Origin of the sequence: Kribbella capetownensis (genome assembly GCF_004331485.1) — a bacterium.
GTDB lineage: Bacteria > Actinomycetota > Actinomycetes > Propionibacteriales > Kribbellaceae > Kribbella > Kribbella capetownensis.
On record NZ_SJKD01000004.1, the window covers coordinates 114466 to 132810 of the forward strand.

The 18345-nt window shown below is 69.2% G+C and carries 17 protein-coding genes; 11 read left to right on the plus strand and 6 right to left on the minus strand.

The annotated features are described in order from the left end of the window. Nucleotides 1–36 precede the first annotated feature (36 nt). Nucleotides 37–1026, minus strand: a complete 990-nt coding sequence (locus E0H75_RS18900; protein WP_131514898.1) for an ArsR/SmtB family transcription factor — start codon at nt 1024–1026, stop codon at nt 37–39. Between the two features lie 75 nt (nt 1027–1101). On the opposite strand from E0H75_RS18900, the gene E0H75_RS18905 reads away from it, so the two are divergent. The 3 genes from E0H75_RS18905 (at nt 1102) to E0H75_RS18915 (ending at nt 3658) form a co-directional block, all read left to right on the plus strand. Beyond that, nucleotides 1102–2313: an MDR family MFS transporter gene (locus tag E0H75_RS18905; RefSeq protein WP_131514899.1), complete on the plus strand. Its 1212-nt coding sequence runs from the start codon at nt 1102–1104 to the stop codon at nt 2311–2313. Between the two features lie 174 nt (nt 2314–2487). After that, on the plus strand, nt 2488–3108 hold the full coding sequence (locus tag E0H75_RS18910; RefSeq protein ID WP_131514900.1) for an HAD family hydrolase: 621 nt from the start codon (nt 2488–2490) through the stop codon (nt 3106–3108). Between the two features lie 4 nt (nt 3109–3112). Further along, nucleotides 3113–3658, plus strand: a complete 546-nt coding sequence (locus tag E0H75_RS18915; RefSeq protein WP_131514901.1) for a DUF1707 SHOCT-like domain-containing protein — start codon at nt 3113–3115, stop codon at nt 3656–3658. 8 nt (nt 3659–3666) lie between these two features. Here E0H75_RS18915 and E0H75_RS18920 read toward each other — a convergent pair whose 3' ends face one another. Together E0H75_RS18920 and E0H75_RS18925 are read right to left on the minus strand one after the other, a co-directional pair. Then, on the minus strand, nt 3667–4794 hold the full coding sequence (locus E0H75_RS18920) for a hypothetical protein (protein WP_238163126.1): 1128 nt from the start codon (nt 4792–4794) through the stop codon (nt 3667–3669). Nucleotides 4795–4798: 4 nt separating this feature from the next. Beyond that, the gene (locus E0H75_RS18925; protein ID WP_238163127.1) at nt 4799–5851 is read right to left on the minus strand and encodes a C39 family peptidase; all 1053 of its coding nucleotides are present in this window, start codon (nt 5849–5851) and stop codon (nt 4799–4801) included. Nucleotides 5852–6240: 389 nt separating this feature from the next. Between E0H75_RS18925 and def the strand changes: the two genes are divergently transcribed. From def to E0H75_RS18945, 4 genes are read left to right on the plus strand one after another with little or no spacing between them, the layout of a single operon-like run. Beyond that, nucleotides 6241–6789, plus strand: a complete 549-nt coding sequence (def, locus tag E0H75_RS18930) for a peptide deformylase (protein ID WP_131514903.1) — start codon at nt 6241–6243, stop codon at nt 6787–6789. Then, complete coding sequence (gene fmt, locus E0H75_RS18935) at nt 6786–7718, plus strand: methionyl-tRNA formyltransferase (RefSeq protein WP_131514904.1); 933 nt, start codon at nt 6786–6788, stop codon at nt 7716–7718. The genes def and fmt overlap by 4 nt, the downstream gene beginning before the upstream one ends. Then, complete coding sequence (locus tag E0H75_RS18940) at nt 7715–9094, plus strand: RsmB/NOP family class I SAM-dependent RNA methyltransferase (RefSeq protein WP_131514905.1); 1380 nt, start codon at nt 7715–7717, stop codon at nt 9092–9094. Before fmt ends, E0H75_RS18940 begins: the two co-directional genes overlap by 4 nt. Nucleotides 9095–9153: 59 nt before the next feature. After that, the gene (locus tag E0H75_RS18945; RefSeq protein WP_238163128.1) at nt 9154–10143 is read left to right on the plus strand and encodes a DMT family transporter; all 990 of its coding nucleotides are present in this window, start codon (nt 9154–9156) and stop codon (nt 10141–10143) included. Here the strand turns inward: E0H75_RS18945 and E0H75_RS18950 are convergent. Next, complete coding sequence (locus E0H75_RS18950) at nt 10140–11099, minus strand: DMT family transporter (protein ID WP_202873049.1); 960 nt, start codon at nt 11097–11099, stop codon at nt 10140–10142. The two genes, E0H75_RS18945 and E0H75_RS18950, sit on opposite strands and share 4 nt — an antisense overlap. Nucleotides 11100–11219: 120 nt before the next feature. Between E0H75_RS18950 and E0H75_RS18955 the strand changes: the two genes are divergently transcribed. Genes E0H75_RS18955 through E0H75_RS18970 form a run of 4 tightly spaced genes read left to right on the plus strand, consistent with a single transcriptional unit; the run spans nt 11220 to nt 16561 of the window. Next, on the plus strand, nt 11220–12410 hold the full coding sequence (locus E0H75_RS18955; RefSeq protein ID WP_131514908.1) for a cysteine desulfurase-like protein: 1191 nt from the start codon (nt 11220–11222) through the stop codon (nt 12408–12410). 48 nt (nt 12411–12458) lie between these two features. Next, a complete protein-coding gene (locus E0H75_RS18960) occupies nt 12459–14024 on the plus strand; it encodes an alpha-amylase family protein (RefSeq protein ID WP_238163129.1) in 1566 nt (521 codons plus the stop codon). Between the two features lie 10 nt (nt 14025–14034). After that, nucleotides 14035–15279 (plus strand): ROK family transcriptional regulator, encoded by a 1245-nt coding sequence (locus E0H75_RS18965; protein ID WP_131514909.1) that lies wholly within the window; start codon nt 14035–14037, stop codon nt 15277–15279. Nucleotides 15280–15286: 7 nt separating this feature from the next. After that, on the plus strand, nt 15287–16561 hold the full coding sequence (locus E0H75_RS18970) for a glycoside hydrolase family 125 protein (protein ID WP_131514910.1): 1275 nt from the start codon (nt 15287–15289) through the stop codon (nt 16559–16561). On the opposite strand, the gene E0H75_RS18975 is transcribed toward E0H75_RS18970, so the two are convergent. Both E0H75_RS18975 and E0H75_RS18980 read right to left on the minus strand, forming a co-directional pair. Beyond that, nucleotides 16554–17399, minus strand: a complete 846-nt coding sequence (locus tag E0H75_RS18975; protein ID WP_131514911.1) for an ABC transporter permease — start codon at nt 17397–17399, stop codon at nt 16554–16556. The two genes, E0H75_RS18970 and E0H75_RS18975, sit on opposite strands and share 8 nt — an antisense overlap. Then, nucleotides 17389–18309 carry an ABC transporter ATP-binding protein gene (locus E0H75_RS18980; RefSeq protein WP_131514912.1) on the minus strand — a complete coding sequence of 307 codons (921 nt, stop codon included), beginning with the start codon at nt 18307–18309 and terminating at the stop codon, nt 17389–17391. The genes E0H75_RS18975 and E0H75_RS18980 overlap by 11 nt, the downstream gene beginning before the upstream one ends. Nucleotides 18310–18345: the final 36 nt, after the last annotated feature.

An 18345-nucleotide genomic window follows, 5' to 3' on the forward strand; every position in this document is an offset into this window, starting at 1 on the left:
CCGGAGTCCTTGGTGAGTGGCGGGGATCCGCTCCGGTCAGGCGGTCGAAGCCAGGGGAGTGGCGGCGGTGAGGAGTTGGCTGCCGAGGGAGGTGCGGTAGTAGAGCACGGTCCGGCCGTCGCGGCGCGAATCGACCACGCCGGCGTTCCGCAGGATGCTGAGGTGCACGCTCAACGTCGGCGCGGACACCCCGAGTTGATGGGCCAGATGCGTCGTCGACATCGGCAGATCCAGGTGACTCACGATCGCGGCCCGGGTCCGCCCGACCAGGTCAGCGAGCGGCGAGTCGGCCGTCTCCTGGCGGTCCTCCCACAGCCGCCCGAGTCCGCGCGGCGGGTACGTGATCGTCGGCACGTGCGGCGCCGCGGTCACCGCCAGCGCGGCCGGCCAGTTGAACACGCACGGCACCAGCAGCACACCCTGCCCGGTCATCGGCTCGCCGTGGCAGCAGAACGGCCGATCGATCTCGATCCGGTCGCCGGTGAAGCCAACGGACGGATGCAGACTCCGGAACAGCCGCTCCAGCCCGCCACTGGCCAGCTGGTCCAGCCGGAAGGCCAGATCCTCCTGGAGCAGCGAGCGCATCCGCCGCCAGTCGGGCTCGATCGCCCGCCGCCAGTACGACTCCAGCGACGAAGTGATCAGCTCCAGCGCCTTGGCCGGGTGGGCGATCAGGTCCGGCAGCAGGGGATGTGGGTTGTCCGCGTGCAGGCGGCCGATCTCGTCGACCACCAAGTGGTGCGGTGTGGCGGCGATCGCATCCAGTCCCGACTCCAGGCTGGTCGACCGGCGCGGCGGCGCCGGCGTGATGAAGTCGGGGATGTAACCGACCGGCGGAATGAGTGCCCTCAGCAACGTCAGATCCGGACCCTCGATGATCGGCCGGACCTTCTGCAGCCAGGGGCCGTGCACGCTGCGGGCGGTGTTGTTGCTCAGCGCCCGAACACTGGTCACCGCCTCCCATACCGGTGAGAGCGCGAACCGGATCCGGCCGACATCACCGGCGTTCAGGCTGATCGTGATCACCTGGGCAGGCTACCCCTCGATTAGTCCTGTGCCTAATGTTCGACACCGCCCGAGCTCACCGGGAGAGTTGTCACCATGAGTGCTGTCGCCGTCGAATCCCCTGCGCCCGCCGCCCTGCCGAGGGCGTTCTGGGCGCTCTGGGTCTGCCAGCTCGTCAACCGGCTGGGCAGCTTTGTGCAGCCGTTCCTCGTCCTCTACCTGACCCACGACCGCCACCTGTCGGCCGGTACGGCGGGTGCCGTGGCCGCCGCGGTCGGTGCCGGCAGTGTCGCCGCCCAGCTCAGCGGAGGGTGGCTGGCCGACCGGGTCGGGCGCCGCCTGACCATGCTGATCTGCTTCTTCGGCACCGGCGCCGCCCTGATCCTGCTCGGCTCGGCCCGATCGATGGCGATGATCTGGGTGACCGCCTTCCTGGTCGGCCTGCTCGGCGACCTGTTCCGACCGGCTGTTCAGGCGACCGTGGCCGACCTGCTCGAGCCGGGCGAACGCGTCCGGGCGTACGGCCTGCTGTTCTGGGCGATCAACCTCGGCTTCTCGGTGTCCACCGTGAGCGCGGGCGTGCTGGCCTCGGTCGGCTACGGCCTGCTGTTCTGGCTGAACGCCGGTACGTCGGTGATCGCCGGTCTGGTGATCTGGGCGATGGTGCCGGAGAGCCGGCCGGCACCGGAGGCCGGCGTACCGCACCGGCCGCTGCTCCCGGTGGTTCTGCGCGACACCGTGTTCTTGTTGATGATCCTGCTCCAGATCGGCTACGCGACCATCTACATGCAGGGCTACTCGACGCTCCCGCTCGCCATGGCCGACGACGGTCTGCCGTCCTCGACGTACGGGTTGGTGATCGCGCTGAACGGCGTGGTGATCGTGCTGATCCAGCCGTTCCTCGGTAAGTGGCTGGTGAAGATCGACCGGCCGAAACTGCTCGCGGTGTCGATGCTCGTGGTCGGTCTCGGGTTCGGGATCGGTGCCGTCGTCCACACCTGGTGGGGCTACGGGGTGTCGGTCGTGGTCTGGACGATCGGCGAGATCGGGTTCGCGGCTGTCATCGGTGCCGTGTTCGCCGACCTCGCTCCGATCGACCTGCGGGGCCGCTACATGGGTCTGGCCGGGATGGCCTTCGGCGTCGGCACGGTGGTCGGCCCGCTGACCGGGACCAATGCCCTCGAGCACTTCGGCCCGACCGTCACCTGGCTGGGCTGCGCAGTACTCGGTGTGGTGATCTTCATCGGGCAGTACTCGCTGGCGCCGGCGCTGCATGCGCGGGCTGCCGCGAACGCGGCGACCGCATGAGGTGAGCCGTGACCAGGGTCGCGGCGATGGCCGCGGTCGCGATCCAGAAGGCTCGGTGCGCCGTCGCCGGGTGATGCAGAAACACCGTGCCCAGCCCCGGGACGCCGAGCGTCCCGCCATGCTGGACCGCATTCAGCAGCCCAGCCGCCGATCCGATCTCGTAGGGTTGCGGGCATGACTGAGCGGACGATCGACGCCGTGGTGTTCGACATCGGCGGAGTGTTGCTGGACTGGAGCCCGGACTATCTGTACGCCGACCTGATCCCCGACGAGCAGGAGCGGACGCGGTTCCTGTCCGAGGTCACCTCCCCGGCGTGGAACCACCAGCAGGACGCGGGCCGGCCCTGGTCCGAGGCGGTGGCGGAGCTGACGAGCCTGCACCCGCAGCACGCCGACCTGATCGAGGCCTACGACACCGGCTGGCTGACGATGGTGAAGGGCGTCTTCGAGGACACCGCCGCGGTCATCACCGAGCTCCGTGCGCTCGGCATCCCGACGTACGCGCTGACCAACTTCTCGGCGGAGAAGTGGGAGGTCGCCAAGGAGGCGTTCCCGATCCTCACCCGCTTCGACGGCGAGATCGTGTCCGGGGTCGAGCAGACGGTGAAGCCGGACGAGAAGATCTACCGGATCCTGCTCGAGCGCTTCCACCTGGACGCCGCGCGCACGTTCTACACCGACGACATGCAGCACAACGTCGACGGCGCTCGCGCGGTCGGCCTCGACGCGGAGCAGTTCACCGGCGCCGCCGACCTCCGCGACCAGCTCCGTGCCCGGGGGATCGCATTACAGTGAGACGGTGACCTCTGTACCGAACGACGACCGCTCATCGTTGATCAGGTCCGACGACCGCGACACGGCCGTCGAGCGTGTGCAGGAGGCCTTCACGGCTGAGCTGATCTCGTACGAGGACATGGATCAGCGCCTCCACCAGGTGCTCACCGCCACGACCCAGCACGACATCGATGCGGCTCTGTCCGGGCTGCCGGCGCCGGATGCCGGCACCACGTCCACGATCTCCGCAGTCGCCGGGCGGATCCGGCGGCGCGGCGAATGGCTGGTGCCCAGGACGCTGAAGGTCCACTCGGGGCTCGGACGAGTGCAGCTGGATCTGTCCCGCGCGATCATCAAGCACCGGGTCGTGGACATCGAGCTGCAACTCGGCACCGGCGGGGCCAAGATCACCGTGCCGCGCGACGCGATCGTCGACATTGAAGGCCTCCGCACGGGATGGAAGGACTCGCAGTACCAACCGCCGCGGCGGACTGGTGCGGCAGGACCGACGATCCGGATCTCCGGGTCGATGGGATTCGGAAAGCTGCGCATCCGCCACGCGCGGCGCTAGGCCCTGCACTAGACGAGGGCTGCTGAGATCGCCTCGGTGTACGTCGGACTGCCGGACAGGTCGGCGGCCTCGACGTACACCGTGTTGTCCTGGCAGGTCATCGGTGTGAGTGCGGTCCCGGCCTTGCCGGCGTACATGCGCTGCGGCGTGCCGAGGCCGGGGCGCCAGCGGTTGATCTGGTAGACGTCGTCGCCACCCGTGACGGTCCGGGTCTCCCAGAGGATCCAGTTGCCGCAGGCAAGGATGGTGTCGGTGACCACAGTGCCGAGTGGACGCGCGGCGGAGTCGGCAGCCTCCCGGACGTACGCCTTGCTCTGGTACTGGTCCGGGTCGGTAGCGCCGACCTCCGACCACACCGTTGCCCCGCGCACCGATGCGCCGCTCCACTGGATGCACTTGGTTGCTGCCGGCACCGGCTGGGCCGGGCCGCCGGACAGCGGCGCGGTCAGGAGGCGCTTGCAGCGGCGGGCGGTCTCGGGTGCGGTGATCTCGCTGAACGTCACCGAGTCCGCCGACACCACCGGATCCGCGACGTACCCGGGATCGGCGACGCAGGTGACGGTCCGACCCTTCAGCGTCGCGAGGTCGGCGACGATCAGGCAGGATCGGTTGCGCGCGTCGGTCGAGCTGTAGGCGAACGTACCGTCGTACGCGCCGATCTCGGGTTCGGAGACCTTGGGGAGCTGGGACAGTTCGGCCGAGCGGCCGGTGGTCAGGTCATAGCGCAACACCGTGATCTCCGGCGCCGGACCGTCGGACCGGATGTCCTCGATCAAAGCCCAGTGGTCGTCGATCACCACCGGCGACTGCGCGACGAAGCCCGCGGCCGGGGTGTGCCTGATCACGACCTTCTTGCTGCTGCGGTCGGTCACGGTGGTGATCCCGGCCTCGTCGCTGGCGCGGGTGACGACGTACTTGCGCTGTTGGGTGACCAGGTGCAGGCCGTCCACCGGTTGCCGCATCACCTTCGTCCAGGCCGGGACCGCCGTACCGGAGTCGGTCGGCGGGCCCGGCGTTCCGGTGGGTGTCCGGCTCGGTGTGCTGGATGGTGAGGGGCTCGATTCGTCCTTCGAGGAGGAGCAGCCGGCCAGCAGCAGGACGAGAACGGTGCCTACGGCAACGGTGGTACGGCACATCCGGTCAGAGTCCGATGTTCTTGAAAGAGTTGGCCAGGGTGGCGTTGAACAGGGCGGACGCCGGGATGTTCTTCGGGCCGTCGGTGACGTTGCCGCGGCTGTTGAACCGGCGTTCGTTGAAGACCTCGAAGATCGCGATCGTGTTCTTGGCCCGGTCGTAGCCGCGGCCGACCTGGTAGTGGCCGCTGTGGTTGAAGGCGAGGTACGGGAAGTACCGCTTCAGCAGTTGGACGTGCTCGATGACGGGTGCCTTGTAGACGCCGAGATGCTTCTCGTGCACGGTCATGAATGTCTTCGAGTTCCAGCCGGAGACGTTCTGCACGATGTACGTGCCGGCGGACTTCGGCCAGGCCGTCTTCAGGTTGGTCTGCTTGACCATCGCGGAGATCGCCGTACCGGACGTGGTCGCGCCGAGGTCCTTGGCCCAGGACGCCTGGGTGTCCTTCTGGTTGTCGTCGGCCCAGTCGATCGACTGGAACGTCGCCGGCCCACACCAGTACCCCTTCTCCTGCGAGGTCTGAAACCCCTTCATGATGTACGCCGAACCCGGCGCCGTCACCGGCACCACCGACGGAGTAACCGGCCCGGGAGTCCCCTGAGTAGGCACTCTCTGCGTCGGCGCCACCGTCGGAGTAGCAGTAGCAGTAGGAGTAGGTGTTGGCGTGGGTGACGCTTCTGGTGCATCCGGAGCTTCAGCTAGGAGCCGCAACTCCCGGGCCTTGGCCCGGCCGTCCCAGGCGGCTTGCATTTCGTCCAGTTCGGTGGTGACTCGGGCGCTCGTCGGCATCGCCGCGCGTTCCGCCACGAAGGCGGCCGGGGTGAGATCCCCGGTCGGGATGTCCTGCTCGACGCCGACCTCGCCATCCGCGCGAACGGTCGGCGGGCTCATCACCTCCTGCAACTGAGCACCGGTCGGCACCTGGTCGACGAACCCCAGCCCGAGGCAGTAGTTCTCCTCCTCCAGATTGAAGCAACGCATGATCGACGACGCCTGCGCGGAAGCATCCGCCGCCTTCAGTTGGAGGTTGTTCGGCGACGTCTCCGTCACCTGCTTCACCACATCACTCCACGACCGCGCAGCCGCAGGCTCAGCAACCGGCTCAGTAGGCGATGCGCTGGGTGACGCGGTAGTCGGGGTAACCGTGGGCTCCGCGGAGGGGACCATGGTGCGGGGCGGTCCGGAAGTCTCCGGGTCGCGCGGTTCGTAGGCGGCGGCGGTGAGGGGTGCCTGTGCAAGCAGTGCACCCAGGAGGATCAGAGTTGCCCCCCGTGCTGCTGTGGGCATTGGGTCTCCCGTTGGGCGTGTGACGACAGTGACTGAGGGTACGCCTGGGACCACAGTACGTGCTTGTGGCAACAATGTGGAGAGCCCCCTGCCACCTGAATCCACTCGCCGCGCCAACTAGACTTGCTCGGTCCCGGTCCGTGGAACGCTGTGGAGAGTCTGTGTCGGTCCAACCCATCCGCCTGTTCGGCGACCCCGTCCTGACCACCAAGGCCGAGCCGGTCGTCGACTTCGACGCCGAGCTGCGCCGTCTGGTGGCGAACCTCACCGACACCATGCAGGACGCGCCGGGCTCCGGCCTGGCCGCGCCTCAGATCGGCGTCGGCCTGCGGGTGTTCACGTACCACGTCGAGGGCGAACTCGGGCACCTGGTCAACCCGGAGCTGACGCTGTCCGCGGACGAGCAGTTCGGCCCGGAGGGCTGCCTGTCGATCCCCGGACTGACCTTCGACTGCCGCCGCGCCCTGTCCGTGATCGCCAAGGGCTTCAACATGTACGGCGACCCGGTCGTGATCGAGGGCTCCGACATGCTGTCGCGGGCGATCCAGCACGAAACCGATCACCTGGACGGCATCCTGTTCCTCGACCGGCTCGACACGGTCACCCGCAAGCAGGCGATGAAGGCGATCCGCGAGGCCGAATGGTCCGGTCTGAGCGGCCCGCCGCAGGTCAGAATCTCGCCCCACCCGACGAACGGATTCGGTCTGTGAGACTCGTCTTCGCCGGTACGCCGGAACCTGCTGTCGCCGCGCTGAAGGCGATCGTTGCCAGCCGCCACGAACTCGTCGGCGTCGTGACCCGTCCGGACGCGCCCGCCGGCCGTGGCCGCAAGCTGGTCGCTTCCCCGGTGGCGCAGTACGTCGAGGAGCTCGGAGGCATCGAGATCCTCAAGCCGGTCAAGCCGCGCGACCCGGACTTCCTGGCCCGGCTGACCGAGATCGCTCCGGACTGCTGCCCGGTGGTCGCGTACGGCGGTCTGCTGCCGCAGACGGCCCTCGACATCCCGCCGCAAGGCTGGATCAACCTGCACTTCTCGGTGCTGCCCGCGTGGCGTGGTGCGGCGCCGGTGCAGCACTCGATTATCGCTGGCGACGACGTCACCGGCGCGAGCACGTTCCGCATCGTGAAGGCGCTCGACGCCGGTCCGGTGTACGGCGTACTCACCGAGCCGATCGGTCCGCACGACACCTCGGGCGACCTGCTGACCCGGCTGGCCGAGTCGGGCGCGAAGCTCCTGGTCGACACACTCGACGGGATCGAGGCCGGAGTACTCGAGGCGCGGGAGCAGCCGAGCGACGGGGTGACGCTCGCGCCGAAGATCACCGTCGAGGACGCGGAGCTGGATCTGGCCGCGCCGGCGCAGCGTGTGGATCGGCTGGTGCGCGGGTGCAACCCGGCGCCGGGCGCGTGGACGATGTTCCGTGGTGAGAGGTTGAAGGTGCTCGCGGTCCGGCTCACCGACGAGGAGCTGAAGCCGGGGGAGTTGCGCGCGACCAAGTCGAGCGTCACGGTCGGCACTGGGAGCAAGGCGGTCGAGTTGGTGACGGTGCAGCCCCAGGGCAAGAAGCCGATGGCCGCGGCCGACTGGGCCCGAGGTGTCCGTCTGACCGACGAGGACCGCTTGGGACCCTCCGCGTGAGCGACCGGTCGCCCCGAAACCGCGCGCCGCAGCGTCGGCCGGATCGGGTACGTGGGGTCGCGTACCAGGTCATCCGGCAGGTCACGGCCGAAGGCGGTTACGCCAACCTCGCGCTCAACAAGGCACTCCGCGAGCAGCGTCTCAGCGGTCGTGACGCGGCGTTCTGCACCGAACTCGTCCACGGCACGCTGCGTTGGCAGGGCACGTACGACGCCTTCCTCGCCCGCAGCGTGTCGCGTCCCCTCGCCGATCTCGACCCCGAGCTGCTCGACCTCCTCCGCCTCGGCACCCACCAACTCCTCCGGATGCGCGTCGACTCGTACGCCGCGGTCTCGGAGATGGTCACGCTCACCCGAGCCGAGATCGGCCAGAAACGCAGCGGCCTGGTCAATGCTGTCCTCCGCAAGATCAGCCAACGCACCCTCACCCAATGGATCGACACCGTCCCCCCACCCGCCGAGCAGGACCGCCTCGGCCACCTCGCGATCGCCAAGGCCCATCCTCGCTGGGTCATCGAGGCCTTCGCCCAGGCACTGGGTGACGACGGGTTGGAGGAGCTGCTGGATGCGGACAACGAGCCGCCTCGGGTGACGCTGGTGGCTCGGCCTGGGGTGTCGGACGTGGACGAGTTGGTGGCGGCGGGTGCGACTGCGGGCCGGTGGTCGCCGTACGCCGCCGTGCTGGAGGGCGGCGGTGATCCCGGCCGGATCGATGCCGTCGCGACCGGACGGGCCGGCGTACAGGACGAGGGCTCGCAGTTGGTGGCGACCGCGTTGGCCAACGCGTCCATCGAAGGCGCGGACGGTGCCTGGCTGGATCTGTGTGCGGGACCCGGCGGGAAGTCGGCGTTGCTGGCAGCGCTCGTGAACCAGCGGGACGGTCAGCTGACCGCAGTAGAGCCGCTCAAGCACCGCGCCGAACTGGTCCGCTCCAACCTGCGTGCGATCCCGGGGGAGCACAAGGTCCTCATCGGTGACGGCACCAAACCGACCTGGCCGGCCGGATCGTTCGACCGCGTGCTCGCCGACGTCCCCTGCAGCGGCCTAGGCGCACTCCGCCGCAGACCCGAGGCCCGCTGGCGCCGTACGCCGGAAGACGTCGCCGAACTGCGCCCACTCCAAGAGGACCTGCTCGACTCAGCCATCACCTCGGCCCGCCCGGGCGGCGTGGTCGCGTACGTCACCTGCTCCCCGCATCCGGACGAGACCCGAGCGGTAGTGGACGCCGTACTCGCCAAGCGCGACGACGCCGAACTCGAGGACGCCCGCCCGCTGTTCCCCGGCGTACCCGATCTCGGCGACGGCCCCGACGTCCAGCTCTGGCCGCACCTGCACGGCACGGACGCGATGTACCTCGCGCTCATCCGCCGGACGTAAGGGGACCATCACCTGGACCTGCTGTCAGGTGCAAGACGCGCGACGGTCATGATAGAGGGGTGACAACGATCGCCCCAGCGCCGCGCTCCACCCGACAGCACCACCTGATCGGGCTGACCGCCGCTTTCGGTATCGGCATGCTGGTCGCGGTCCAGTCCCGGCTGAACGGTGAACTCGGCGACGTCCTCGCCGACGGTATTGCCGCCGCCCTCATCTCGTTCGTCACCGGACTCGCCGTCCTGCTCACCGGCGCCGCGCTCGTGCCGCAGATCCGCCACTCGCTCGGTAACGTCTGGCGAGCGATCCGTATGCCGATGCGCGGGTACGGCGGCCTGCGCTGGTGGCAATGCCTCGGCGGCCTGTCGGGTGCGTTCCTGGTCGCCACCCAATCGATCACGGTCTCGGTGATCGGCGTCGCCGTCTTCACCGTGGCCGGCGTCGCGGGCCAGGCGATCAGCAGCCTCGTCGTGGACCGGCTCGGCTTCGGCCCGGCCGGCCCTCAGCCGTTCACCACCGTCCGCGTCGTCGGCGCGTTGGTCGCGCTGGTCGCCGTAGTACTGGCGGTCTCGGATCAACTCGGTCACCCCGACGGCCTGCTGCTCGCGATCCTGCCCGCACTGGCCGGGCTCGGCGCCGCGGTCCAGCAGGCGATCAACGGTCGCGTCGCCCGGACCGCTTCACCGGATGCGTACGGCGCGATCGCGGCCGGCGTGGTCAACTTCCTGGTCGGGTTCGCCGCCTTGCTGCTGGTGTTCCTCGTCGATCTCGGGTTCGAGGGCTTGCCGCACCACCTGCCGAGCGAGCCGTGGCTGTACCTCGGCGGCACCTGCGGCGTGATCTTCATCAGCGCCGCGGCGGCCGTGGTCCGGGTGGTCGGCGTGTTCGTGCTCGGCCTCGGCACCATCGCCGGTCAGTTGATCGCGAGCCTGTTCATCGACCTGTTCCTCCCGGCCGCCGACAAGGCGGTCACGTCCCCGGTCGTCGCCGGCACCGTGCTCGCCCTCGCCGCCGTCGTGATCGCGGCAGTGCCGAACCTCCGCCGCCACTAACCGGTGGTCGCCGGCGCCACGACCGCGGGCTTGCGCCGCAGCGACGCCAGCAGCCCCTGCGACACCGCGACGCCGAGCAGTACGACGAGGCCGCCGACCGGCTGGTACCAGGCGATGTGCTCGTGCAGCACGATCACGCCGACCAGGATCGAGAACACCGGCATCAGATACGTCACCATCGACGACCGGCTGGCCCCGATCAGCCGGATGTTGCGCAGGCTGAGCACGAATGCGAGTCCGCTGCCGAGCGCACCCAGCGCCACCACACTCAGCACCACCTCGATCGACAGCGACCACGGCGCCGGCGGCGCCTGCCGGGTGACGATCGGCGCCACGATCGCGAGCTGGACCGTTGCGCAGAGCAACAAGCTGGCGGACAGCGCCGTACCGGACAGTGTGGTCCCGGCGATGAACCGCTTCTGGTACGGGATCGCCAGTCCGTAGAACACCGCCGCGAGCATGCACAGCGCCTGCCCGGTCAGATCCGCGCCGCCTTCGACATTCCAGGCGCCGAGTACGACGAGCATGCCGGCGAACCCGATGATCAGGCCGGACACCTTCTGCAGCGAGAACGTCTCGGTCCGGAAGAGCAGCACCGCGATCGGCAGCACGATCAGCGGAGTGATCCCGTTCCAGATCCCCGCCAGCAGCGAGGGGATGCGCTGCTCGCCGTACCCGAACAGGGTCCAGGGGATCGCGGAGCCGATCGCGCCGACCACGAACGAGTGCAGCCACAACCGCGGCTCGCGGGGCAGCGACTCGCGCTTCACCGCGAGGATCGTGACCAGGACGAGAGAGCCCGCGATCACCCGTCCGAGCGCCAGGTAGAGCGGCGGTAGCTCCCGGACGCCGACTGAGATGAACAGGAAGCTGCAACCCCAGATGGCCGCGAGGACCAGCATCGTCGGGAGCCAGGCCTGCAGCGGTGCCTGGTCAGTAGTCGTCTCGGTGCTCACTCCTGACATCCTGCACTACCTGATCGACAGTTCGTATATATCTGCCCGGCATCGGGCAGTGATGGTGGGAAATGGCCACCCGGTGACTGAGGTCTTGCCCGGCGGGGGAGGATGACGGCCATGGGTGCCTTCGACGTGATCTCGGTCCGCAAGCAGTTCCCCGCGCTCGACGAGGGCGCCGCACATTTCGACGGTCCGGGCGGCTCGCAGACGCCGCGCGTGGTCGCGGACGCCGTCGCGGCCACGATGGTCGCGGCGATGGCGAATCGTGGTCACCTCACCGCGGCCGAGCGACGGGCCGACGAGATCGTCGTCGCCGCCCGCGAGGCGACGGCCGACCTGCTGGGCACCGATCCGCGCGGCATCGTCTTCGGCCGCAGCATGACTCAGTTGACGTACGACTTCTCCCGCACCCTCGCCAAGTCGTGGGGACCTGGCGACGAGGTGATCGTCTCGCGCCTCGACCACGACGCGAACGTCCGCCCGTGGGTGCAGGCCGCCGAGGCCGTCGGCGCGACCGTCCGCTGGCTCGGCTTCGACACTGCGACGTCCGAACTGGACGACATCGCGCCGCTGCTGACAGACCGCACTCGCCTGGTCGCCGCCACCGGCGCGTCCAACCTGCTTGGCACCCGCCCTGATGTCGCCCGCATCGCCGACCAGGTCCATCAGGCCGGTGCACTGATCTACGTCGACGGTGTCCACCTGACCGCACATGCGCCGGTCGATGCGACGTACGCCGATTTCTACGCCTGCTCGCCGTACAAGTTCTTCGGGCCGCATCTCGGCGTGCTGACGGCTGCGCCCGAGTTGCTCGAGACACTGCATCCGGACAAGTTGCTGCCGTCCGCGGACGTCGTACCCGAGCGCTTCGAGTTCGGGACGCTGCCGTACGAACTCCTGGCCGGGACGACCGCGGCGGTCGACTTCCTCGCCGGTCTCGGTGGGACCGGGAGCACCCGACGCGAGCGTCTGCTGGACTCGTTGCGGGTGGTCGAGGAGTACGAGGACAGCCTCCGGGAGGGCCTCGAATCCCGGCTGGCCGCCATCCCCGGAATCACACTCCACGGCCACGCCTCCCGCCGTACGCCGACCCTGCTGTTCACCGTGGACGGCTGGGAACCGTCGACGGTGGCCGCGCGACTGGCGGCGGCCGGCGTCAACGCCCCGGCCGGCTCGTTCTACGCCTACGAACCCGCCCGCCACCTCGGTCTGGGCCCGGCGGGAGGGGTCCGTGTCGGCCTCGCGCCGTACACGGATCAGTCCGATGTGGACCGTCTGGTGGACGCGATCACCCGTCTTGACGATTAATCAGGCGACTATCTAAAGTCTGTGGGGAAATTCGTTCGAGGGGGTTGGGTGAGAGAACCGAGCGCGGTCTTCGTCCAGGTCGGTTCTGCGGACGCCCTGATCACAACGGTCCGGAACGGCACGGCCTGGTCGGCCGCCGGAGTCGACGTGGAGTGGTCCGACGGCGCCGTCGAGGTGACCGCCGCAGCCGTCTCGCGAGTCGCCCTCCGCTGGGCCGAAGCGTTGCCGGCCGAGGCGCTGGTGCTCGGCGACGCCTGGGAACGCTCGTACGGCGACCTGCAGTGGCGTCATCTGCAGCCCGAGCGACTGCTCCCGTGGCACTTCCTCGCCCACGATCCGCGGACCGGGAGCACGGCCGGCGCAGGCGTGGACGTCCAGCCGAATGCGTTCTGCGCGTGGACGGTCGACGCGGATGGGTTCACTCTGTGGCTAGACCTTCGCAACGGTGGCGGTCCGACCCAGCTGAACGGCCGGACCCTGACCGCCGCGATCGTCCGCAGTTTCGACGACGCCGGCACCCCGTGGCAGACCCTGGAAGCAGCGGTCGCCACCATGAGCTCCCGGCTACCGGCGCGACCTGAGCCCGCGCCGGTAGTCGGGGCCAACAACTGGTACTACGCGTACGGCCAGAACTTCGACGAGAAGGCGGTGCTCAAGGACGCCGCCACGATCGTCGAACTGGCCGACGGTCACCCGGTCAAGCCGTTCAGCGTTGTCGACGACGGCTGGTACCCGGGCGGTATCGCGTCCGGCGGTCCGTGGGACCTCGGCAAGCCCGGTGTCTTCGACGACCTGGCCGGTACTGCGGCCGCGATCAAGGAGCTCGGTGCCCGGCCAGGCCTGTGGTTCCGTCCGCTCCTGGTCCGCGAGGCCGGTCCGTTGGGTCGCTCCGGACCCGGCAACGGCCGCGCGCTCGACCCGTCGTACCCCGAGGTCCTGGACCTCGTCCGCGCGGATCTGCAGCGGTTCAAAGGCTGGGGTTTCGAGCTGGTGAAGCACGACTTCAGCACGTACGACGTCTTCGGCCGGTTCGGGCCGGCGATGGGGTCGCGGCTGACGGACAGCGGTTGGCAGCTCCACGATCCGGCGCGGACGACGGCCGAGATCGTGCTGGCGCTCTACCGCGCGATCCGGTCCGCGGCCGACGACGTCGTACTGATCGGATGCAACACCGTCGGGCATCTCGCGGCGGGACTGGTCGACGTACAGCGCACCGGTGACGACACGTCCGGCCGGGACTGGGAGCGGACGCGGAAGATGGGCGTGAACACACTCGCGTTCCGCCTGCCGCAGCACAACCGGTTCTTCACCGTCGACGCGGACTGCGTCCCGTGTACGCCGGAGACGCCCTGGGAGCTGAATCAGCGCTTCCTGGAGCTGGTCGCCCGGTCGGGCACGGCGCTGTTCGTGTCGGTCGATCCGGCGGCCCGGACGGAGCAGACGGACCGGGCGTTGAGTGACGGTATACGGTTGGCGCTCAGTGGTGGAGACGCGTCCGGGATCGAGCCGGTGGACTGGCTCGTGAACACCACACCGAGCGCGTGGCGCACGGGGAGCGGGACCGTCCACTACGACTGGTCACGTCCGTGGGGTGCGGACCCGGTTTCCGGCTGATGGGGGAGTTGTGAGCGTTCGCCGGGGCACGAACCTCGATCGCGTCGGCGGTTTCAACGACGCGGTGGTCCTCGACGCGATCCGCCGCAGTGCCCGGCTGAGCCGGGTGGAGCTTGCCGAGGTCACCGGCCTGTCCGGCCAGGCGATCTCCAACATCACGCGCCGACTGCTCGAAGCGGGACTGCTCCGCGAAGCCGGTCGGCAGAAGAGCACCGGCCTGGGCAAGCCACGCACCCTGCTCGAGCTAGAACCCGCCGGCCAGTACGCCGTCGGCGTTCACCTCGACCCTGCGGTCGTGACTGTCGTCGTACTCGACCTCACCGGTGAAGTGATCACGCGTCGCAGCGTTGGTACGCCGTCCACGGACGACCCGGAGGTCCTGATCGACAGGATCGCGGCCACGATCGAGGACGTGATCACCGAGGCCGGGGCACCACGCGATCGCGTCACCGGTGTCGGGATCGCCGCACCCGGACCGATCGACGTCGAACGCGGCGTAGTCGTGGACCCGCCGAACCTGTCCGCCTGGCATCTGGTCCCGCTACGGGACGAGTTGCGCGAGCGGATCGGGTTGCCCGTGCTCCTGGACAAGGACGTGACGGCGGCGGCTTCGGCCGAGAAGTGGGCCGGCGGAGATGGCAGCTTCGTCTTCTTCTACCTCGGTACTGGCGTCGGCGCCGGGCTCGTGATCGGCGACGAGGTGGTCCGCGGGTCGTCCAGCAATGTCGGCGAGATCGGTCACGTGATCGTCGACCCGGACGGCCCGGTCTGCTACTGCGGACGCCGCGGCTGCGTCGGCGAGACCAGCCAGCCGCGCTACCTGGTCCAGCAGGCGATGCAGGCCGGAGTACTTGCTCAGGGCATCGATCTGGACGATCGCGGCGCGGTCGACGCCGCCTTCGCCCGGCTCTGCTCGGAGGCCGGAGACGGGCCGGGACTCGCGCGGGAGATCGTCGCGGTGCTGGCCCAGCGGATCGCCAAAGTGGTCGAGGACATCGCGAACCTGCTCGACCTCGAGCGCGTGGTGTTCGGCGGCCCGCACTGGGAGCAGCTCGCGCCACTGCTCGGCGACGCGGTCCGCGTCGCCCTCGAGGAACGGTTCCTGGTCCGCTCGGTGCACCCGTTCGAGGTCTCCGGTACGGCGCTCGGCGTCGACGTCGGCGCGATCGGCGCGGCCAGCCTGGTGCTCGACCAGACGTTCTCGCCCAATCCCTCGGTGCTGCTGCCCGAACGTGAACTCGTTGGTGAAAGGTGATGTGTCGATGATCGATCCCGAGGTTCTGTCCCGCGCCACCGAGGCGGTCCACCGGGCGACCGGCGACGAGGTGATCGCGGAGATGTTCCGGCGGTCGATGGCCGAGAACCTGCCCGCGGTGGCCGAGCGGCTGCCCGACGGCACCACGTTCGTGCTGACCGGCGACATCCCGGCGATGTGGCTGCGCGACTCCGCCGCCCAGCTCCGGCCGTACCTGCTGCTGTGCAAGGACGATCCCGCACTGCAGGACGTACTGATCGGCGTCGTGCACCGCCAGCTCGAGTACGTCGTCCTGGACCCGTACGCGAACGCGTTCAATCGGGAGCCGAACGGTGCAGGACATCCCGACGACGAGACCGTGATGACGCCGTGGGTGTGGGAACGCAAGTACGAGATCGACTCACTGTGCTTCCCGCTCGACCTGGCGTACCGGCTGTGGCGGATCACCGGCCGCGCGGACGTGATCGACGAGCGCCTGCGGGCCGCGGCCGACGCGATCATCGACCTGTGGACCGTGGAGCAGGATCACGAGGCGAGGTCGCCGTACCGGTTCCAGCGGGACGAACCGGACATGCTGCCGACGGACACTCTGGCCCGTGCGGGGCGCGGCCGGCTGACCCGCCCGACGGGGATGTCGTGGAGTGCGTTCCGGCCGAGTGACGATTCCACCGAGCTCGGGTTCAACGTGCCTGGCAACATGTTCGCGTCCGTAGTGCTCGGCTACCTGCAGGAGATGGCGGCCGAGGTGTTCGCGGACGAGTCGCTGGCCGCGCGAGCCAAGGAACTCAAGGCCGACATCGACGACGGCATCGCTCAGCACGGCATGGTCGACCACCCGGAGTACGGCCGGATCTACGCGTACGAGGTGGACGGCGCCGGTGCGACCCTGCTGATGGACGACGCCAACATGCCGAGCCTGCTGTCGATGCCCCTCAGCGGGTACGCCGCCGCGGACGATCCGGCGTACGTCGCCACTCGCCGGCTGCTGCTGAGCGCCGAGAATCCTTTCTACTACAGCGGAACGTACGCCGCCGGCATCGGCAGCCCGCATACGCCGCCGGACCAGGTGTGGCCGATCGCCCTTGCGGTGCAGGGTTTGACGAGTACGTCGGCGGAGGAGCGCCAGCGGTTGCTGGAGCTCCTCCGCGACACCACGGGTGGTACCGGCCAGATGCACGAGTCGTTCCACGTCGAGGATCCGGCCAACTTCACCCGCGAGTGGTTCTCCTGGGCGAACGCGATGTTCTGCGAGCTCGCGCTCGTCCACGCCGGGATCAGGTGATGTCCCGCCGCCGGGTCGTCCAGGCGGCCAGTCCGGCGAAGAGCGCGCAGTAGACGAGCAGGGTCAGGAGGGCACGGCCGCCGCTGACCGCGTCCCGCACTCCGGGAGGTGCATCGGCCGCGGTGATGCCGGTGACGGCGAACACCAGCGAGCCGGCGTTGGTGCCCGGCAATGCGTTGGTCACCACGTCGAGGTCCGGCAGCAGGCTGCTCACGACGCCGGCCAGCAGGGTCTCGATCCCCAGGATCCACACGACGCCCAGCCCGATCGGCAGCGCGACGTTGCGGAAGGCAACGGCCAGGACCGCACCGGCCAGGCACCACATCATCAGCACCAGCCAGCCGCCGGCGAGCCCACGCAGCAGGTCGAGCGGTCCCGGCCAGCTCATCGAGCCGTCCTCGGCCGCGGCGATCCCGATACTGCACAGCGCGGAGGCGACGAAGATGCCGAGCACCCAGACCACGATCATGGTGCCGAGGGCAAGGAACTGTGCGGTCAGTACGGAAGCGCGACCGGGCCGCTGGGTCAGGATCGTCTTCAGCGTGCCCCAGGTGTACTCGCCGCCGATCACGATCGCGCCGAGCACCAGGGCCAGCGCACCGGCGAAGATCGGATAGCCGCCGATCGTGTTGTCCAGCACGTGGCTCGGCAGCATGCCCTCGAGGACCTGGGCCCGCGGTACGCCGTCGGTCCCCGGGTTGTCGTCGCCGGTGGTGTAGCCGAGGTATGGCAACAGATAGCCGAAGATCAGGCTCAGCACCAGCCCGGCGCCGAACAGCACCCACACCGCTGATCGCTTGCGGAGCTTCAGCAACTCCGCTCGGTAACTACCCAACATCAGCCCTCTCCTCGCTGGTGGTGAGCTCGAAGAAGATGTCCTCCAGAGCCCGTTCCGTGCTGTGCAACTCCGACACCGCGATGCCGGCCTCGACCAGGACCCGGTTCACCTCGGCGGCCCGGTCCGGGGCCACCTTGACCCGCAGCGTGTCGTCGTACAGGTGGACCGTGCCGGCGCCGAGGAACTCGGTGAGGACCGACTGCGCGGTCTCCCGCGGTGCGGCCCGGACGACCAGTTCCTGCTCGCCGCGCAGGTCCTCGACGTTGTGCTCGGCAACCATCCGGCCGGAGTTGATGATGCCGACCCGGTCACAGATCTGCTGCACCTCGCCGAGCAGGTGGCTGGACAGCAGCACGGTCCGTCCCTCGGAGCCGAGCTCCCGGATCAGCCGGCGCATGTCCCGCATCCCGGCCGGATCGAGCCCGTTGGTCGGCTCATCCAGGATCACCAGTTCGGGGTCCTTCAGCAGCGCGGCCGCGACCCCGAGCCGTTGCTTCATCCCCAGGGAGTACGTCGAGAACCGGTCCTTGGCCCGATCGGCGAGATCGACCAGGTCCAGCACCTCGTCGATGCGTTCCCGCGGCACCTCGGCGTACTCCGCGAGCAGCCGCAGGTTGTCCAGGCCGGACAGGTACGGGTAGAACGCCGGCGACTCGATCATCGACCCGGTCCGCCCGAGTACGTCGGCCTGGCCCGGGGAGCCACCGAGGACGCGGACACTGCCGCTCGTCGGTGCGATCAGCCCGGTCAGGATCCGCAACGTCGTCGTCTTCCCGGCGCCGTTCGGCCCGAGGAACCCGTAGACCTCGCCGGGCAGCACCGTCAGATCGACACCGTCGACCGCCAAGGTGTCGCCGTACCTCTTCGTCAACCCGGTCACCTCGACCAGCGGAGCAGCTGTCTCGTTCATGGCAACGAGACTGCCGGTCGAGCGCCTGGTGCCGCG